Source organism: Neorhizobium sp. DAR64860/K0K1 (assembly GCF_050500205.1).
Classification (GTDB): Bacteria; Pseudomonadota; Alphaproteobacteria; order Rhizobiales; family Rhizobiaceae; genus Neorhizobium; species Neorhizobium soli.
In genome coordinates this window covers 3,242,989-3,258,488 of the sequence record NZ_CP191459.1, presented here as the reverse complement: position 1 = coordinate 3,258,488, position 15,500 = coordinate 3,242,989, and the positions used below count along the sequence as shown (strand labels likewise).

Genomic DNA, 15,500 nt, shown 5'->3' with positions numbered 1-15,500 from the left:
CACGCTAACGACGGCAACGGCATCTCCGGTCAGGTCCTATGATGTCATGAACAGATGATTTGAGAATATGGGTAGGTGCGGTGAATAAGGTCTTGATACTTCTGGTCGCTCTCGTCCTGCTGCCGACCTTCGCGTCAGCCCAGCAGAAACTGTTCAGCGATCCGGAAGTCACGGAAAAGAGCCATTTCCAGAAAACCTGCGGAAAAGTCGAGTTCGGTCCGGGCTTCGTCAAACGTTTCGACATCAACAATGATGGCATAACGGACGTCGTCACCGATCACAGCGACCTGACGTGCGACGGCGTTCGCGGCCCCAAATGCAATGCAGATGGCTGCCCGCAGAACTTCTACGTCCAGGCGAAGGAGGGCGGCTATATCATGATCGCCACCGCCCAGATCTACGGCTACGATTTCGTCCAGTATTTCGGCAACATGGTGTTCATGCTGCAGATGCATCCGCGGTTCTGCGAGCGCACCGATGCCGCGCCCTGCGTCATGCGGGTCCGCGTCCGCGGCGGTCGTTTCGTGACGATCTCGAAACAGTAATCGCGGCCCCTTCAGGGATCAGGGCGCCTTGATGCTGTCGATCCGGCCGGCCAGCGTGTAGCCGAGAACGGCCATCCATTCCCGCGCGGCCGTCGCCGTCAGCTGCGCATTGAGCGCCGGCTGGGTAAAATCGAGCCCGGCGGCTACGATGCCGCTGGTGCGAAAGTCGGTCGGCCACGGGCGAACCTGAATGCCCTCCTTCTGAAACAGGGCGACGGAACGGGGCATGTGGAAGGCCGAGGTGATCAGCGCGCAATCGCTGAAACCCTGCTGTTTCAGGATGTCGGCCGTATTCTGCGTATTCTCGTAGGTGGTGCGCGACGTGTTTTCCTTCACTACCCGGTCCGGCGCTATGCCGAAGGCTGTGAAGAAGCGTTCGGACGCTTGCGCTTCGCCTTCATAGACGCCGCTGAACGACCCGTCGCCGCCGGAAATCAGGATGCGCGATTGCGGAAATTCCAGCGCCAGCCGACCCGCTTCGATAAACCGGTCAGCCGCCTGGTTGAACTCGATGCCACCCCGCGCCGCCGTCACTTCGCTCTCGAAGGCGCCGCCAAGAATGATCATGCAGGAGAGGTCGGCAGGATCGGTTGCCGGCTTCGGGTAGCGAGCTTCGAGGGACTGCAGCGCCAAAGCGCCCGCCGTCGTATAGAGCGTCACGAACAGGGTGAGCGCGCACAGAAGTGCCGAGATGCCGGAAAGCTTCCGCAGGCCGAAAAGTCCGAAGAGAGCGGCAAGGGCCGAAAGCAGGAAGGCGATGGAAAGCGGCTGTGCGAGCAGCCAGATCAGCTTGGAAATAAAAAACATGGACCGTCGTCTGTTTGAGTCCCGGCCAGTCTATCCTGTCGCGGGCCGATGGTGAACGCGGCAACGGTCACTCTGTCTTGAGATAGTCTTCAACGCCGCGCGCCGCAGCAAGGCCCGTGGCAAAGCAGGCGGTCAGAAGATAGCCGCCGGTCGGCGCCTCCCAGTCGAGCATCTCGCCGGCTGCGAACAGACCGGGACGCCGCTTGAGCATATAGCCGCTATCGAGCTCGTCCCAGGCAATGCCACCGGCCGTCGAGATCGCTTCCGCAATCGGGCGGGGGCGAAGCAGCGGGATCGGCAGGGACTTGATCGCCCGCGCCAGATCCTCCGGCGGCATCCGGTTCACATCCGGTATCAGCTCGCGCAGCAAGGCCGCCTTGACGCCGTCGAGGCCTGCACCCTTGCGCAGCCGGTTGGAAAAGCTCGCTTTCGCATCCTGCCGCGAGAGGTCGCGCACGAGACGCTCAAAGCTGCGGCCCGGCACGAGGTCGACATCAAGAGCCGCCTTTCCATCCCTGTTGATCAGCTCACGCAGGACTGCCGAATGCGCATAGACAAGGCTGCCTTCGATCCCGTGTTTCGAAATCACGAACTCGCCCTGATAGGTGCCCGCATCCGATCGCGTCGAGACGGATTTGAGCGGTGCCCCGACAAAACGCTCGACGAACACGTCGCTCCACGCAACGTCGAAGCCGCAATTGGCCGCCTGGAACTCCGTTACCGCAATCCCCTCGGCCTTCAGCCACGGCACCCAGGCCGCATCCGAACCCAGCCGTGGCCAGCTTGCGCCACCAACCGCCAGAATGACCGCATCCGGGCGGATGAGAAGGTCGCCATCAACAGTTTCAAATCGGTAACCGCCGCCTTCGAACCCCGTCCAGCGATGGCGGGTCTTCAGCACCACGCCCTGGTTGCCCAGCCGGGCAAGCCAGGCGCGCAGCAGTGGCGATGCTTTCATGGCAACGGGAAAAACCCGGCCCGATGTCCCCACGAATGTTTCCGTCCCGAGCTCCTGTGCCCAGGCGCGAACATCCGATGGCGTGAACGCGTCGAGCGCCGGTTGCATCCGCGACGAAGACGAGCTGAAACGACCGGAAAACCGGCCAAAATCCTCCGCATGGGTGATATTGAGCCCGGATTTTCCGGCCAGCAGAAACTTCCGCCCGAAGGTGGGCATCGCCTCGTAAACTGTCACGGAGAATCCGTCGGCGGAAAGGTGCTCCGCCGCCATCAGTCCTGCCGGCCCGCCGCCTATGATCGCAACCTGTCTGGTCATGATCTCCGGTTACGGCAGATTACGGCGTTTTGCCATAGCCCCCGGCCGTCGGCGTTGTTACCGTCACCGCTTCGCCCGCCTCGATCACCGTCTGGGCACAGCCCGGAAGTGTCTCGATCGAGCCGTCGAGCCTGCGCACGGTGGTGATGCCAAGCTCTCCCTCTCCGCCGCCGTCAAGGCCGTGCGGGTGAAGCGTTCGATGCGAGGAGAGGATGGCGCAATCCATCGTTTCGAGAAACCGGATCGTCCGCTTCGTACCGTCGCCGGCCGCAAACTGCCCCTGTCCGCCGGAATTGTCGCGGATGTGGAAATCTTCGAGCAGCACCGGATAGCGCGTCTCCAGGATTTCCGGATCGGTGAGACGCGAGTTGGTCATGTGCACATGGACAGCGTCTGTACCCGCAAAACCGCTGCCGTCGTTGAACCGGCCGGCCGGCGAACCGGAGCACAGCGTCTCGTAATACTGGTAGGTGGCGTTGCCGAAGGTCAGGTTGTTCATCGTGCCCTGGCTTGCCGCGATGGCACCCAGCGCGCCGAACAGCGCATTCGTCACGTGCTGCGACGTCTCGACATTTCCGGCAACGACCGCTGCCGGATATTGCGGCTTGAGCATCGAACCATCAGGCACGATGATGCGGATCGGCTTCAGGCACCCGGCATTCATCGGGATCGAGCTCTCCACCATCACGCGGAACACGTAAAGAACGGCCGCGCGCGTCACCGGTTCGGGTGCGTTGAAGTTGTTCTTCTTCTGCTCGCTGGTGCCGGTAAAATCGACCGTCGCCTCGCGCTTTTGCCTGTCGATGGTGATCTTGACCTTGATCGTGCTGCCCTGGTCGGTCGCGTAGGAAAACTCCGCGTCACCAAGCTTTTCCAGCACGCGGCGAACGCTTTCTTCCGCATTGTCCTGCACGTGGCCCATATAGGCCTGCACGACATCGAGCCCGAACTGCGCGATCATCCGGCGCATTTCGTAGACGCCCTTTTCATTGGCCGCGATCTGCGCCCTCAGATCCGCGACGTTCTGTGCAACGTTGCGGGCAGGGTAGGGATGGTCGGACAGGAGGTTGGTGATGCCCGCCTCGTCGAACCGGCCGCGGTCGACCAGAAGCACGTTGTCGAACAGCACGCCCTCCTCGTCGACGGTCGTTGCCAGCGGCGTCATCGATCCGGGCGCGGTCCCGCCGACATCGGCGTGGTGGCCGCGAGATGCGACGTAGAACAGGATTTTCTCGCCCGCGTCATCGAACACCGGTGTCACCACGGTGATATCGGGCAGATGCGTGCCACCATTGTAAGGCGCGTTCAACGCAAACACGTCGCCTGGACGGATCTTGCCCCGGTTCTGCGCGATGATGCTTTCGACGGAGCGGTCCATCGATCCGAGATGAACCGGCATATGCGGTGCATTGGCGACCAGAGCGCCGTTCTCGTCGAACACGGCGCAGGAGAAATCCAGTCGTTCCTTGATGTTGACGGACGACGCTGTGTTCTGCAGCGTCACGCCCATCTGCTCGGCAATCGACATGAACAGGTTGTTGAAGACCTCAAGCAGAACCGGATCTGCCTGGGTGCCGACAGCCTTGCCACGCGACAACGTGACGATGCGCTTTAGGACCACGTGGTTGAGCCGGGTCACTTCGAATGCCCAGCCATCCTCGATCACGATCGTCTGGTGCGGTTCGACGATCAGGCAGGGACCGTTGGCACGTGCGCCGGGCCGGATGTCGGCGCGGCGATAGACAGGTGCCTCGCGCCATGCGCCGGTGGAATAGAACCGCGTGTGCTCCGCAGCCGTTGGAGCCGCTTCGTCAATCGCAAACTCAGGCTCCGATGCGTCGGCACCGCCACCGATCGCCTCCACCTCGTAGGCCTCGAAGATGATCTCGCGGTTCTCGAAGATAAAGCCGAACTGCTTCCGGTGGACAGTCTCGAACGCTGCCGTCATCTCCGCTGTATCTGTCACGGCAACCGAGAGGGTCGTATCCGTGCCCTGATAGCGAAGATGGGCGCGGTGCAGTACCTCGGTCTGCGCTTGCGCCACGCCCTGCGAACCCATTTCCGCCAACACGCTGGCTGATAGTTCGTCGCGAACAGGGGCAAGCGACGCCAGTGCTTCGGTAAGCGGCCGCGAGACCGTCCGCTGGCGGGTGGCGCGGATATCGGCGAGACCCATTCCGTAGGCAGACAGGATGCCGGAAAATGGATGGATCAGGACCGTCGAGATGCCGAGCGCGTCGGCCGTCAGGCAGGCATGCTGACCCCCGGCGCCACCAAAGCAGGTGAGCGCATAATGCGTGACGTCGTAACCGCGCTGGACGCTGATCTTCTTGACGGCATTGGCCATGTTCTCGACCGCGATGGCAAGAAAACCATCCGCCACCTGTTCCGGCGTGCGGCCATCGCCGACCACCGTCGCCATCTCCTCGAAGGCTTTTCGCACGGCGACCGCATCCAGCGGCTCGTCGCGCTTTGGCCCGAAAATCCTAGGGAAGAGTTCCGGTGAAAGCTTGCCGAGCATCACGTTCGCATCGGTGACGGTGAGCGGGCCGCCACGCCGATAGGCTTTCGGGCCGGGATTGGCGCCGGCGGAATCCGGGCCGACGCGGAAACGACCGTTTTCGAAATGCAGGATAGAGCCCCCGCCGGCCGCAACCGTGTGGATCGACATCATAGGAGCGCGCATCCGCACGCCTGCGACTTCGGTCTCGAACGAGCGTTCGAGCTCTCCGTCATAGTGCGAGACATCGGTGGATGTGCCGCCCATGTCGAACCCGACCATTCTGTCGAACCCGGCAAGTCGCGAGGTCTCGACCGCGCCGACGACGCCGCCGGCCGGCCCGGACAGGATCGCATCCTTGCCCTGGAACAGTCTTGCCGCGGTAAGGCCACCGGAAGACTGCATGAACATCAGCTGGGGTCCCTCAGAACCGGCAGTCTCCGCATCCGTGCCAAGCTCGCTCGCCACCTGATCGACGTAACGGCGCAGGATCGGTGAGAGATAGGCGTCAACGACGGTCGTGTCGCCGCGGCCGACCAGCTTGATCAGTGGCGAAACCTCATGGCTGACCGAGACCTGAGCAAAGCCGATCTCACGGCCGATCGTTGCAACGAGCTGTTCATGAGCCGGATAACGATAGGCATGCATAAAGACGATAGCGATCGCACGGTAGCCCGCATCGAACTGCGCCTGAAGGTCCGCGCGCACCGTCGCCTCGTCCGGCTCCGCCTCGACTTCTCCGTCGGCACGCACGCGTTCGTCGACTTCCACGACCGCCGTGTAGAGCAGTTCGGGCTTCACGATCTTCTTGGCAAAGATGTCGGTTCGGGCCTGATAACCGATCGCCAGCGCATCTTTGAAGCCGCGTGTGGTCACGAGCAGCGTCCGCTCGCCCTTGCGCTCCAGCAGCGCGTTGGTAGCGACGGTCGTTCCCATCTTTACGGCGCCGACCAGTTCGGCGGGTATCGGCTGCCCGGCTTCGACCTGCAGCAACTCGCGAATGCCCTGCACCGCGGCATCGCGATAAGCTTCGGGATTTTCCGAAAGGACCTTGTGGGCCACAAGTGTCCCATCCGGTTTGCGCCCAACGATATCGGTAAATGTACCGCCGCGGTCGATCCAGAAATCCCACTTGTCCTGCGCCATGCAATGCCCCCGTAACGATCGATTTGAGGCCACGAGAACATTTCGTCGATAAAACGTCAATGATCGATTGACAGGAAAATGCCCAGTACGGCATCATGCCTTTATAACAGGCAAAGTGGCCAGAAGAGCCGCGCCGCAGAGGCAACCGAGGGGAAGCCATATGAGCGATCTACGCATTCTTGTGCGGAGGGCAAACTGTGTCCACCGTTGATCCACGCCACAGCATCTTCCCCGAATGGCTCCGTAAAGGGTTGGACGGTTTGTACCTCGTGTCCGGCTGGCTGGCCGGGCTTTTCCTGATTGCGATCTTCCTCATCATGCTCGCGCTTTCCGCAGGTCGCCCGCTTGGGATAGACGTTCCGGCCGGCGACGATTTCGCATCCTGGGCAATGGCGGCGTCTGCCTTCCTCGGTCTCGCCCATACATTCCGCTCCGGCGAAATGATCCGCGTCGGCTTGCTGGTAGAAAGGTTCACCGGCCGTACCCGCCAGATGGTCGAGATTTTTGCCCTGCTGGTTGGGTCCGCCGCTGCCCTCTATTTCGCCTGGTACGCTTTCGACATGAACGTCACCTCGTGGCGGTTCAACGATCTCGCCCAGGGGGTGATCGCCATGCCGCTTTGGATCCCGCAGATGGGTTTTTCCGGCGGCCTGATCATCCTGGCTGTCGCCATGACGGACGAGCTTCTGCACGTGCTTTTCGGTGGGTCGCCGCGCTACGAAAAGCCGCCTGCCGAAACCGCCGAAGAAGTGATTGAACGCGCAATGCAGAGCGGGGCCTGACGCATGGGAACGATTGAACTCGTTGAAATCGCCGGCGTCGTCCTCGTCGCGCTGCTGGCGCTTCTGGCCGCCGGAGTCTGGATCGGCTTCTCGCTGCTGATCTGCGGCCTGATTGCCATGCTTTTCGTGCCGGGCATCCCGTTTGGCGCGGTGCTGGCCACCAACGCCTGGAGCAACGGCGCGTCCTGGTCGCTGGCGGCGCTGCCGCTGTTTGTCTGGATGGGCGAAATCCTGTTCAGGACAAAGCTGTCCGAAGAGATGTTCCGGGGTTTGGCACCCTGGCTTGGCTGGCTGCCGGGCAGGCTCATGCATGTCAACGTTCTCGGATGCGGCCTGTTCGGCTCGATCTCCGGGTCATCTGCCGCGACCACGGCGATGATCGCCAAGATCGCCCTGCCGGAGTTGAAGAAGCGGGGCTATGACGAAATGGTCAGCCTCGGCTCGCTGGCCGGTGCCGGCACGCTCGGCATTCTCATCCCGCCATCGATCACCATGGTCGTCTATGCGGTCGCCGCCAACGTCTCGATCATCCAGATCTTCCTCGCCGGCTTCCTGCCGAGCCTGATCGTGATGGTTCTCTATTGCGGCTATATCGTCGTCTGGTCGCTGCTCAACCCCGACAAGCAGCCGCCTGCGCCGCCGAAAATGAGTTTCAAGGAGAAACTGAAGGAATCGGCGAACCTCATTCCGGTCAGCCTCCTGATCATCCTCGTCTTCGCAACGCTGTTGCTCGGCTGGGCCACGGCGACGGAATGTGCGGCCTGGGGTGTGGCCGGCTCGCTCGCGATTGCGGCGTGGTCGAAAACGCTCAGCTGGAAGTCCTTCTGGGACAGCGTCATGGGTGCGACACGTCTCACCTGCATGATCATGCTGATCCTGACGGGCGCCGGCTTCATGTCGATCGCCATGGGATATACCGGCATTCCGAATGCGCTTGCCGCCTGGGTCGATAGCTTCAACCTCAGCCCCTACGCTTTGATCGCTGTGTTGACGATCATGTATATTCTGCTCGGCGCGGCACTCGATGGTCTTTCGATGATCGTCCTCACCACGGTTGTCGTTCTGCCGATGATCGAGCAGGCCGGCTTCGACCTTGTCTGGTTCGGCATCTTCCTGGTGCTGATCGTCGAGATGGCGGAGGTCTCTCCGCCAGTGGGCTTCAATCTCTTCGTCCTGCAGACGATGAGCGGGCGCGATAGCCTCACGGTGGCAAAAGCCTCGCTGCCATTCTTTTTCCTGCTTGTGGCGACCGTCGCCATCATTACGGTTTTCCCGGAAATCGTGATGGTTCTGCCGAAAATGGCATTCCCGGGTTAATCACAAAGAGGGAACTGAAAATGAAGGTCACTGGAAAACTCGCCCGCCTCGGCATTGCCGCAGCCGCGCTTCTCGCGTCCACAGCATCGTCTTTCGCAGCCAACTGGGTCCTGCCATCTGCCTATCCGCCGACCAACTACCATGTCGAGAACCTCAACCAGTTCGCCAAGGACATCGATGCGGCCACCAAAGGTGAGCTGAAGATCACCGTTCATCCCAATGCCTCGCTCTTCAAGGCCCCCGATATCAAGCGCGCGGTCCAGACAGGCCAGGCCCAAGCGGGCGAAGTGCTGCTGTCGCTGCACGAAAACGAAAACCCTGTCTTCGGGATCGACGTCGTGCCGTTCCTCGCCACCAGCTTCGAACAGTCCAAGAAGCTTTACACAGCGTCGAAGCCCGCTATCGAACAGGCGCTCGACAAGCAGGGCCTGAAGCTCCTCTACACCACGCCATGGCCGCCACAGGGCCTCTTCACCAAGAAGGACGTCAACACCGTTGCCGACCTGAAGGGTCTGAAGTGGCGCGCGTATAATGTCGGCACATCGCGTATTGCGGAACTGGTCGGCGCCCAGCCGGTCACCGTCCAGGCCGCCGAACTGCCGCAGGCTCTGGCAACCAGTGTCGTCGATGGCTTGATGACATCCAGCGCCACGGGCGTCGACAGCAAGATCTGGGAATCACTGACCCACTACTATGACACCCAGGCCTGGATCCCGAAGAACGTCATCTTCGTCAACAAGGCTGCGTTCGCAGCCCTCGACGCCGCCACGCAGAAAGCCGTGACGGATGCGGCTGCGGCTGCAGAAACCCGCGGCTGGTCGATGGCCGCCGAAAAGACGGCGTCCTACATGGAAACGCTGAAGAAGAACGGCATGCAGGTTCTGGAACCAAGCGCCGAACTGAAGACCGGTCTTTCCGAAATCGGCGCCAAGCTGACCGAGGATTGGTCGAAGAAAGCCGGCGCAGATGGCGCCGCCATTCTGGACGCCTACAAGAAGATGTGATTTCGGAAGCGCCGTGGCAATCGTGCCGCGGCGCCCTCTCATTCCGGAGAAGCTCATGTCCGAACCGATAGACACTGTTGGCCCGATCGTTTCTTCGGAGCACCTGGCAAGCGGCGCGCTGCCGGCTCTGTCCGAAATCGAGTTCGGCCTCACCATGCTCAATCATGCGTTCAGCCGCTGGATGGTGCGCTGCATGGCGGCATCCGGAGTCCCCGATCTTTCAACCGTGGACATCCTCGTCCTGCACAACGTCAACAGCCGCAACAAGCCGAAGACGCTGGCCGATATCGCGCTCGTCCTCAATATCGAAGACACCCACGTCGTGACCTACGCGCTGAAAAAACTGGAACGGCTGAAGCTGATCAAGTCCGGCAGACGCGGCAAGGAAAAGCTGGTCATGGTGACGGAAGCGGGTGCTGCCGCCTGCGCCCGCTACAAGGCCATGCGGGAAAGCCTGCTCGTCAAATCAGTGCTGGCAACCGAAGTGTCCGCAGACTCCTTGTCGGATGTCGCCGCCCGCCTTCGCGCCCTGTCCGGCCACTACGATCAGGCCGCCCGCGGCGCCGCGTCTCTCTAGCGACAAAACGCTAGCCCAAAAGCGCTCTCGTCAGCGGGTGGTTCGGATCGGATAGCCCGTCCAGAACCGTGAAATGGTTTCTGTCCGGCTCCTCGACGGCTTCGGTCTCGGTCCCCAGACCCTTCCAGATATTGGCGAGCAGTGCGTTCTGTCGAAGGAATTCCGAGCGCTCGTTGCCACCCACCCAGCAGGTGAGGCGCGTGTTCGGCAGGGGTTCCAGCAAGGCCGGGCTTTCGCGCTGCGCCTCGTCAGGATCGATCCGCTGCTTCTCGTTCATCTTCGTCTTCATGATCGGGCGAAGGTCATGCACGCCTGAGATCGACACCGTGTTGACGATGCGGTCTCGGACGGTCTCTGCGAGTGGCGACGTGGTGGTGATCATCCGCGTCACCAGATGCCCGCCCACCGAATGCCCGGCAAGCCGTATCGGCCCGTCCACCAGATCTGCTGCGGCCGTGATGGCCTGGCCGATCTCGCGGGTGATTTCAGCGATCCGGTTTTCCGGCGCAAGCGTATAGGCGGGGAGTGCCACCGCATATCCGCTTTCCAGCGCGCCATGGGCAAAATGCGACCAGTAGCTGTTGTCGAGCGCGATCCAGAAGCCGCCATGGACATAGACGACAAGGCCTTCCGGCTTTCCGGCGGGAAGGAAAAGATCGAACCGGTTGCGCGGCTTGTCGCCATAGGCAATTCCGAGCTTCGCACGGCCGTCGGCCGCGAGCGTTTCGCGGTACAGTCTTGCCGGCTCCACCCATGCGGCGGGCCATTGTTCACCCTTTGGAATGTTCGGGCCATTGGCATAGGCGTCGTCCCAGTCGATGATCCCGTGTCGCATGTGATTGTCCCCTGTTCGATCCGACAAGCGTCATAACCCGCCCCCGATGTCGCTGGAAAGCCTGCCTTGCTGTTCCAAGACTTCTCCTCGTCGGCATAGTTTGCTTTGTGATGCTTTTTGCGCTTGCACGCGGTGGAAGTTTGCCGGCGAATGTGGAAGGTAACGGTTTCACCGCCCTCGACGGATTGGCGGAGCAGGGGATAAAAAAAGGGGAGAATGACGATGAAGAAAATCCTGGCAGCCGCCACGATGGCACTCAGCCTCGGCGCATCCGGTCTGGCCATCGCCGAGCCGCTGAAGATCGGCATGATCACCACGCTATCCGGCGGCGGTGCAGGCCTCGGCGTCGATACGCGCGACGGCTTCATGCTGGCCATCAAGCAGTCCGGCAACAAGGATATCACCGTCGTCACCGAGGATGATGCGCAGAAGCCGGAACTTGCCGTCCAGATCGCCGACAAGATGATCCAGAGCGACAATGTCGACCTGCTCACCGGCATCGTCTGGTCGAACCTGTTGATGGCCGTCGTTCCCGGTGCGGTTGCGCAGGACAAGTTCTACGTCTCGACCAACGCAGCACCTGCGGCGCTGGCCGGTGCCGGCTGCAACAAACTGTATTTCAACGCCGCCTATCAGAACGACAATCTTCATGAAGCTGTCGGCGAATATGCCAACAAGTCCTACAAGAAGATGTTCATCCTGGCGCCGAACTATCCGGCGGGCAAGGATTCGCTCACCGGCTTCAAGCGCTATTACAAGGGCGAGCTGGCGGGCGAGGTCTATACCAAGGTCGGCCAGACCGATTACGCCGCCGAAATTGCCCAGATGCGGGCATCGGGTGCAGACGGCATCTTCGTCTTCCTGCCGGGCGGCATGGGCATTTCCTTCATGAAGCAGTTTGCCCAGTCGGGTGTGAAGACCCCGGTCATGGGCCCGGGCTTCTCCTTCAGCCAGGACGTCCTGCCGGCCATCGGCGATGCGGCGCTCGGCGCCAAGGCATCGGGACAGTGGGCTCCGGATTTCGATACCGACGTCAGCCGCAAATTCGTCGCCGACTTCAAGGCCGAATACAATCGCCTGCCGTCGATCTATGCGCTTCAGGCCTATGATGCCGGTCAGCTGATCGCGTCGGCCGCTGCCAAGGCCGACGTCAAGGATGCCGAGGCTTTCCGCGCCGAACTTCTGAAAGCCGATATCAAGTCGCCGCGTGGCAAGTTCAAGTTCAACACCAACCAGCATCCGATCCAGGATATCTACCTGACGGAAGTGGTGAAGAAGGACGGCGTTCTGACCAACAAGACGGTCGAGAAGATCTTTGCCGATCATGGCGACGCCTACGCCAAAGACTGCAAGATCTAAGGGAAGCATGTGACCATCTCGCTTGCTCTCGAGCAGCTGCTGAACGGTATCCAGCTCGGCGTCATGTTGTTTCTCATGTCTGCCGGGCTGACGCTGATCTTCGGCGTCATGGGCCTGATCAATCTCGCCCATGGCTCGCTCTACATGGTAGGCGCCTTCGCCTGCGCGGCCGTTGCCGCCTGGAGCGGGTCGTTCTGGCTCGGCCTCGTCGCCAGCCTCGCCTGTGCGGCGGCAGCCGGTGCAATCGTCGAACTCCTGGTCATCCGCAGGCTGTATGATCGCGACCATCTCGATCAGGTTCTGGCGACATTCGCGCTGATCCTGATCTTTTCCGAAGGCACCCGCTGGCTGTTCGGCTCCTTCCCGCTTTATCTCGATATTCCGCCGTTGCTGCAGGGCGCGGTCGCTCTGCCGGGCGATGCAACCTATCCCGTCTACCGCCTGGCGATCATCGCCGTCGGTGCCTTGGTGGCACTCGGCCTTTATCTGCTGATCGGCAAGACCCGGCTCGGCATGCGCATAAGGGCCGGCGAAAGCGACCGAGAGATGATCGGCGCGCTCGGCGTCGATATCCGCACGCTCTATACGCTGGTCTTTGCACTGGGCTCCGCTCTGGCGGGACTTGCTGGCGCAATCGTCGGCCCGCTGCAATCGGTCCAGGTCGGCATGGGCGAACCGGTGCTCATCCTCGCCTTCGTGGTGATTGTCATCGGCGGCATCGGTTCGATCAAGGGTGCGCTCGTTGGCGCGTTGCTCGTCGGCATCACCGATACGCTCGGCCGGCTTCTTCTGCCGCAATTGTTGGCTCTGTTCATGGACCCGTCCCAGGCGGGCATGATCGGCGGCGCTGCGGCATCGATGCTGATCTATGTGGTCATGGCGGTCATCCTGTCGGTAAAACCTCGCGGCCTGTTTCCGCCAGCCCATGCATGAAAGCCGTTCAACGATGGTGCTGACCCGCGAAAACGCAGTCAATCTCACGCTGGCCCTCCTGCTGCTCGCCGTGCCCGTGGCCGCGAATGCCCTCGGCCAGCCGTTCTACGTGACCCTCGCGACCCGGATCGCCATTCTGGCGCTGGCAGCCCTCGGCCTCAATCTCGCGCTCGGCCTCGGCGGTATGGTGTCGTTCGGCGACGCAGCCTTTTTCGGCATCGGAGGCTATGCCGCCGGCATTCTTGCAAGCCACGCGCTATCAGGCGAACCGCTGCTGTTCGATCTCCCGGGCACGGCGCAGATGCCGATCATCTGGCTTGTCGCGGTCGTCGCAGCCAGTCTGGTGGCGCTCGCCATCGGGGCACTCAGCCTGCGAACGTCAGGCGTCTATTTCATCATGATCACGCTCGCCTTCGCGCAGATGGTCTATTATTTCGCGATATCCTGGCCGGCTTACGGTGGCGAGGACGGGCTATCGATTGCGGTGCGCAACCAGTTTCCGGGCACTAACACGATGCGGCCGCTCAATTTCTTCTTTGTCGCATATGCCGTTCTGCTGGCCGGCATCGGCCTTTTCGCGCTGATCCGCGCGTCGCGGTTCGGTGCGGCGCTGGCTGCCACCCGCCAGAACGAGATCCGCGTCGCCGCCCTCGGGATCGACCCCTACCGCATCCGGCTCGCGGGCTTCGTCATCTCGGCCATGATCACGGCCCTTGCCGGCGCTCTCTACGCAGATCTCAACCGCTTCGTCAGCCCGTCCATGCTCGCCTGGCACATGTCGGGCGAACTCATCGTGCTGATCATTCTCGGCGGCACCGGGCGGCTGTTCGGGCCGCTGGCAGGGGCAGCGCTTTATGTGGCGTTCGAGTTCGCGCTGGGCGGCCTCACCGAACGCTGGCAGTTCTTCCTCGGTCTCATCCTTCTCGGCGTGGTGCTCTTTGCCCGCGGCGGATTGCTGGGCCTGCTTGCCGGAAAGACGAAACATGGTTGAGCCGGTTCTCCAGACAGACAATCTCGTTAAGAGTTTCGGAGCACTTCGTGCCACCGACGGCATCACGCTCGACCTGAAGCCCGGCGAAATCCACGCACTGATCGGCCCGAACGGTGCCGGAAAATCGACCCTGATTCACCAGATCTGCGGCACGCTCAAGCAGGATAGCGGCACGATCCGCCTCGCGGGTGAAGACATCGGCGCACTGAGTGCTGCCGCTCGCGCCCGACGGGGGCTTGGTCGCACGTTTCAGGTATCGTCGCTCGCGCCCGAGTTTTCGGCGCTGCGTAACGTCATGCTGGCGGTCCAGGCGAAGCAAGGATCGAGTTTCGGCTTTTTCCGACCTGTGATGCGCGACAGATCGCTGATCGATCCTGCAATGGCGATCCTCGAGCGCGTCGGCCTCTCCGACCGAGCACGGCTGCCGGCGGCCGAGCTTTCCCACGGCGAGCGACGCCAGCTTGAGATCGCCATGGCGCTGGCCCTGCAATCGAAGGCTCTGCTTCTCGACGAGCCGATGGCGGGAATGGGGCCGGAGGGTTCGAAAAGGCTCACCGGTTTTCTCGATACGCTGCGCCAGGAAGCGCCGATCCTGCTCGTGGAACACGACATGGATGCCGTCTTCGCGCTGGCCGACCGGATATCGGTTCTGGTCTATGGCCGCATCATCGCAACCGGCACGGTGGAGGATATAAGGCGCGATCCGGCGGTGCGCACCGCGTATCTCGGAGATCATGCCTGATGCTGCTCGATGTCCAGGATATCGCCACCTACTACGGCAGCAGCCAGGCGCTATTCGGCGTCGAATTTTCGGTGGCGGAAGGCGAGGTCGTGGCCCTGATGGGCCGCAACGGCATGGGCAAGTCGACGACCATCAAGTCGATTTGCAATCTCTTGGCCCCTAAAACCGGCCGCATCCTCTTCGATGGCAAGGACACCGGCAAGCTGGCCCCCTACAAGGTGGCGCGGCTGGGTGTGGGGCTCGTCCCCGAGGGCCGCCGCTGTTTCCCGAACCTGACCGTTCATGAAAACCTGGTCGCCGCCGCAAGACCCGGTGAATGGACCGTCTCAGAGATCAATGCCCTGTTTCCCCGTCTGGAGGAACGGCATGCGCAGATGGCGAGATCGCTTTCAGGTGGCGAGCAGCAGATGCTGGCGATCGGACGCGCGCTGATGACCAATCCGCGCCTGCTGATCCTCGACGAGGCGACGGAAGGGCTTGCCCCTGTCATCCGCCAGGATATCTGGAAGGCGCTGCGCCAGTTGAAGACGAAGGGCCTGTCCATTCTCCTGGTCGACAAGACGCTGTCCGAGCTCTTGCCGGTTGCCGACCGGTGCGTCATCCTCGAAAACGGCAGAAGCGTCTGGACCGGCGCCCCAGCCGATCTGACACCAGGGTTGCAGGATCGATATCTCGGAGTGTGAGCA

The 15,500-nt window shown here is 61.9% G+C and carries 14 protein-coding genes; 10 read left to right on the top strand and 4 right to left on the bottom strand.

Going from position 1 to position 15,500, the window contains the following annotated elements; translation table 11 throughout:
• Window positions 1–80 precede the first annotated feature (80 nt).
• Window positions 81–545 carry a hypothetical protein gene (locus ACQY1J_RS20420; protein WP_092664052.1) on the top strand — a complete coding sequence of 155 codons (465 nt, stop codon included), beginning with the start codon at window positions 81–83 and terminating at the stop codon, window positions 543–545.
• Window positions 546–563: 18 nt separating this feature from the next.
• Here ACQY1J_RS20420 and ACQY1J_RS20415 read toward each other — a convergent pair whose 3' ends face one another.
• The 3 genes from ACQY1J_RS20415 to ACQY1J_RS20405 all read right to left on the bottom strand — a co-directional run bounded on the left by ACQY1J_RS20415 (window position 564) and on the right by ACQY1J_RS20405 (window position 6,274).
• The gene (locus ACQY1J_RS20415) at window positions 564–1,352 is read right to left on the bottom strand and encodes a YdcF family protein (RefSeq protein WP_430250707.1); all 789 of its coding nucleotides are present in this window, start codon (window positions 1,350–1,352) and stop codon (window positions 564–566) included.
• 67 nt (window positions 1,353–1,419) lie between these two features.
• The gene (locus ACQY1J_RS20410; RefSeq protein WP_430250706.1) at window positions 1,420–2,628 is read right to left on the bottom strand and encodes a TIGR03862 family flavoprotein; all 1,209 of its coding nucleotides are present in this window, start codon (window positions 2,626–2,628) and stop codon (window positions 1,420–1,422) included.
• A 19-nt stretch (window positions 2,629–2,647) separates the two neighbouring features.
• Window positions 2,648–6,274: a hydantoinase B/oxoprolinase family protein gene (locus ACQY1J_RS20405; RefSeq protein WP_430250705.1), complete on the bottom strand. Its 3,627-nt coding sequence runs from the start codon at window positions 6,272–6,274 to the stop codon at window positions 2,648–2,650.
• Window positions 6,275–6,471: 197 nt separating this feature from the next.
• On the opposite strand from ACQY1J_RS20405, the gene ACQY1J_RS20400 reads away from it, so the two are divergent.
• From ACQY1J_RS20400 to ACQY1J_RS20385, 4 genes are read left to right on the top strand one after another with little or no spacing between them, the layout of a single operon-like run.
• Window positions 6,472–7,056 carry a TRAP transporter small permease gene (locus ACQY1J_RS20400; protein ID WP_325263652.1) on the top strand — a complete coding sequence of 195 codons (585 nt, stop codon included), beginning with the start codon at window positions 6,472–6,474 and terminating at the stop codon, window positions 7,054–7,056.
• Between the two features lie 3 nt (window positions 7,057–7,059).
• The gene (locus ACQY1J_RS20395) at window positions 7,060–8,373 is read left to right on the top strand and encodes a TRAP transporter large permease (protein WP_430250704.1); all 1,314 of its coding nucleotides are present in this window, start codon (window positions 7,060–7,062) and stop codon (window positions 8,371–8,373) included.
• A 20-nt stretch (window positions 8,374–8,393) separates the two neighbouring features.
• On the top strand, window positions 8,394–9,377 hold the full coding sequence (locus ACQY1J_RS20390) for a TRAP transporter substrate-binding protein (protein WP_062454240.1): 984 nt from the start codon (window positions 8,394–8,396) through the stop codon (window positions 9,375–9,377).
• A 55-nt stretch (window positions 9,378–9,432) separates the two neighbouring features.
• Entirely contained in the window at window positions 9,433–9,954 is a 522-nt protein-coding gene (locus ACQY1J_RS20385; RefSeq protein ID WP_062454239.1) for a winged helix DNA-binding protein, read from the top strand.
• Between the two features lie 10 nt (window positions 9,955–9,964).
• Here ACQY1J_RS20385 and ACQY1J_RS20380 read toward each other — a convergent pair whose 3' ends face one another.
• A complete protein-coding gene (locus ACQY1J_RS20380) occupies window positions 9,965–10,789 on the bottom strand; it encodes an alpha/beta hydrolase (protein ID WP_430250703.1) in 825 nt (274 codons plus the stop codon).
• Between the two features lie 222 nt (window positions 10,790–11,011).
• Here ACQY1J_RS20380 and ACQY1J_RS20375 point away from each other — a divergent pair, with 222 nt between their 5' ends.
• From ACQY1J_RS20375 to ACQY1J_RS20355, 5 genes are read left to right on the top strand one after another with little or no spacing between them, the layout of a single operon-like run.
• The gene (locus tag ACQY1J_RS20375; RefSeq protein WP_430250702.1) at window positions 11,012–12,148 is read left to right on the top strand and encodes an ABC transporter substrate-binding protein; all 1,137 of its coding nucleotides are present in this window, start codon (window positions 11,012–11,014) and stop codon (window positions 12,146–12,148) included.
• Between the two features lie 9 nt (window positions 12,149–12,157).
• Window positions 12,158–13,081, top strand: a complete 924-nt coding sequence (locus ACQY1J_RS20370) for a branched-chain amino acid ABC transporter permease (RefSeq protein WP_430250701.1) — start codon at window positions 12,158–12,160, stop codon at window positions 13,079–13,081.
• Window positions 13,074–14,072 carry a branched-chain amino acid ABC transporter permease gene (locus ACQY1J_RS20365; protein ID WP_430250700.1) on the top strand — a complete coding sequence of 333 codons (999 nt, stop codon included), beginning with the start codon at window positions 13,074–13,076 and terminating at the stop codon, window positions 14,070–14,072. The genes ACQY1J_RS20370 and ACQY1J_RS20365 overlap by 8 nt, the downstream gene beginning before the upstream one ends.
• Window positions 14,065–14,814: an ABC transporter ATP-binding protein gene (locus ACQY1J_RS20360; RefSeq protein ID WP_092664033.1), complete on the top strand. Its 750-nt coding sequence runs from the start codon at window positions 14,065–14,067 to the stop codon at window positions 14,812–14,814. Before ACQY1J_RS20365 ends, ACQY1J_RS20360 begins: the two co-directional genes overlap by 8 nt.
• Window positions 14,814–15,497, top strand: coding sequence for an ABC transporter ATP-binding protein (locus tag ACQY1J_RS20355; protein WP_113165750.1), 684 nt, complete (start codon window positions 14,814–14,816; stop codon window positions 15,495–15,497). Before ACQY1J_RS20360 ends, ACQY1J_RS20355 begins: the two co-directional genes overlap by 1 nt.
• Window positions 15,498–15,500 lie beyond the last annotated feature (3 nt).

Coding starts and splice junctions, on each gene's coding strand:
- ACQY1J_RS20415 (WP_430250707.1), bottom strand. CDS start 1,352: ATGTTTTTTATTTCCAAGCTGATCTGGCTGCTCGCACAGCCGCTTTCC.
- ACQY1J_RS20410 (WP_430250706.1), bottom strand. CDS start 2,628: ATGACCAGACAGGTTGCGATCATAGGCGGCGGGCCGGCAGGACTGATG.
- ACQY1J_RS20405 (WP_430250705.1), bottom strand. CDS start 6,274: ATGGCGCAGGACAAGTGGGATTTCTGGATCGACCGCGGCGGTACATTT.
- ACQY1J_RS20395 (WP_430250704.1), top strand. CDS start 7,060: ATGGGAACGATTGAACTCGTTGAAATCGCCGGCGTCGTCCTCGTCGCG.
- ACQY1J_RS20390 (WP_062454240.1), top strand. CDS start 8,394: ATGAAGGTCACTGGAAAACTCGCCCGCCTCGGCATTGCCGCAGCCGCG.
- ACQY1J_RS20385 (WP_062454239.1), top strand. CDS start 9,433: ATGTCCGAACCGATAGACACTGTTGGCCCGATCGTTTCTTCGGAGCAC.
- ACQY1J_RS20380 (WP_430250703.1), bottom strand. CDS start 10,789: ATGCGACACGGGATCATCGACTGGGACGACGCCTATGCCAATGGCCCG.
- ACQY1J_RS20375 (WP_430250702.1), top strand. CDS start 11,012: ATGAAGAAAATCCTGGCAGCCGCCACGATGGCACTCAGCCTCGGCGCA.
- ACQY1J_RS20365 (WP_430250700.1), top strand. CDS start 13,074: ATGCATGAAAGCCGTTCAACGATGGTGCTGACCCGCGAAAACGCAGTC.
- ACQY1J_RS20360 (WP_092664033.1), top strand. CDS start 14,065: ATGGTTGAGCCGGTTCTCCAGACAGACAATCTCGTTAAGAGTTTCGGA.
- ACQY1J_RS20355 (WP_113165750.1), top strand. CDS start 14,814: ATGCTGCTCGATGTCCAGGATATCGCCACCTACTACGGCAGCAGCCAG.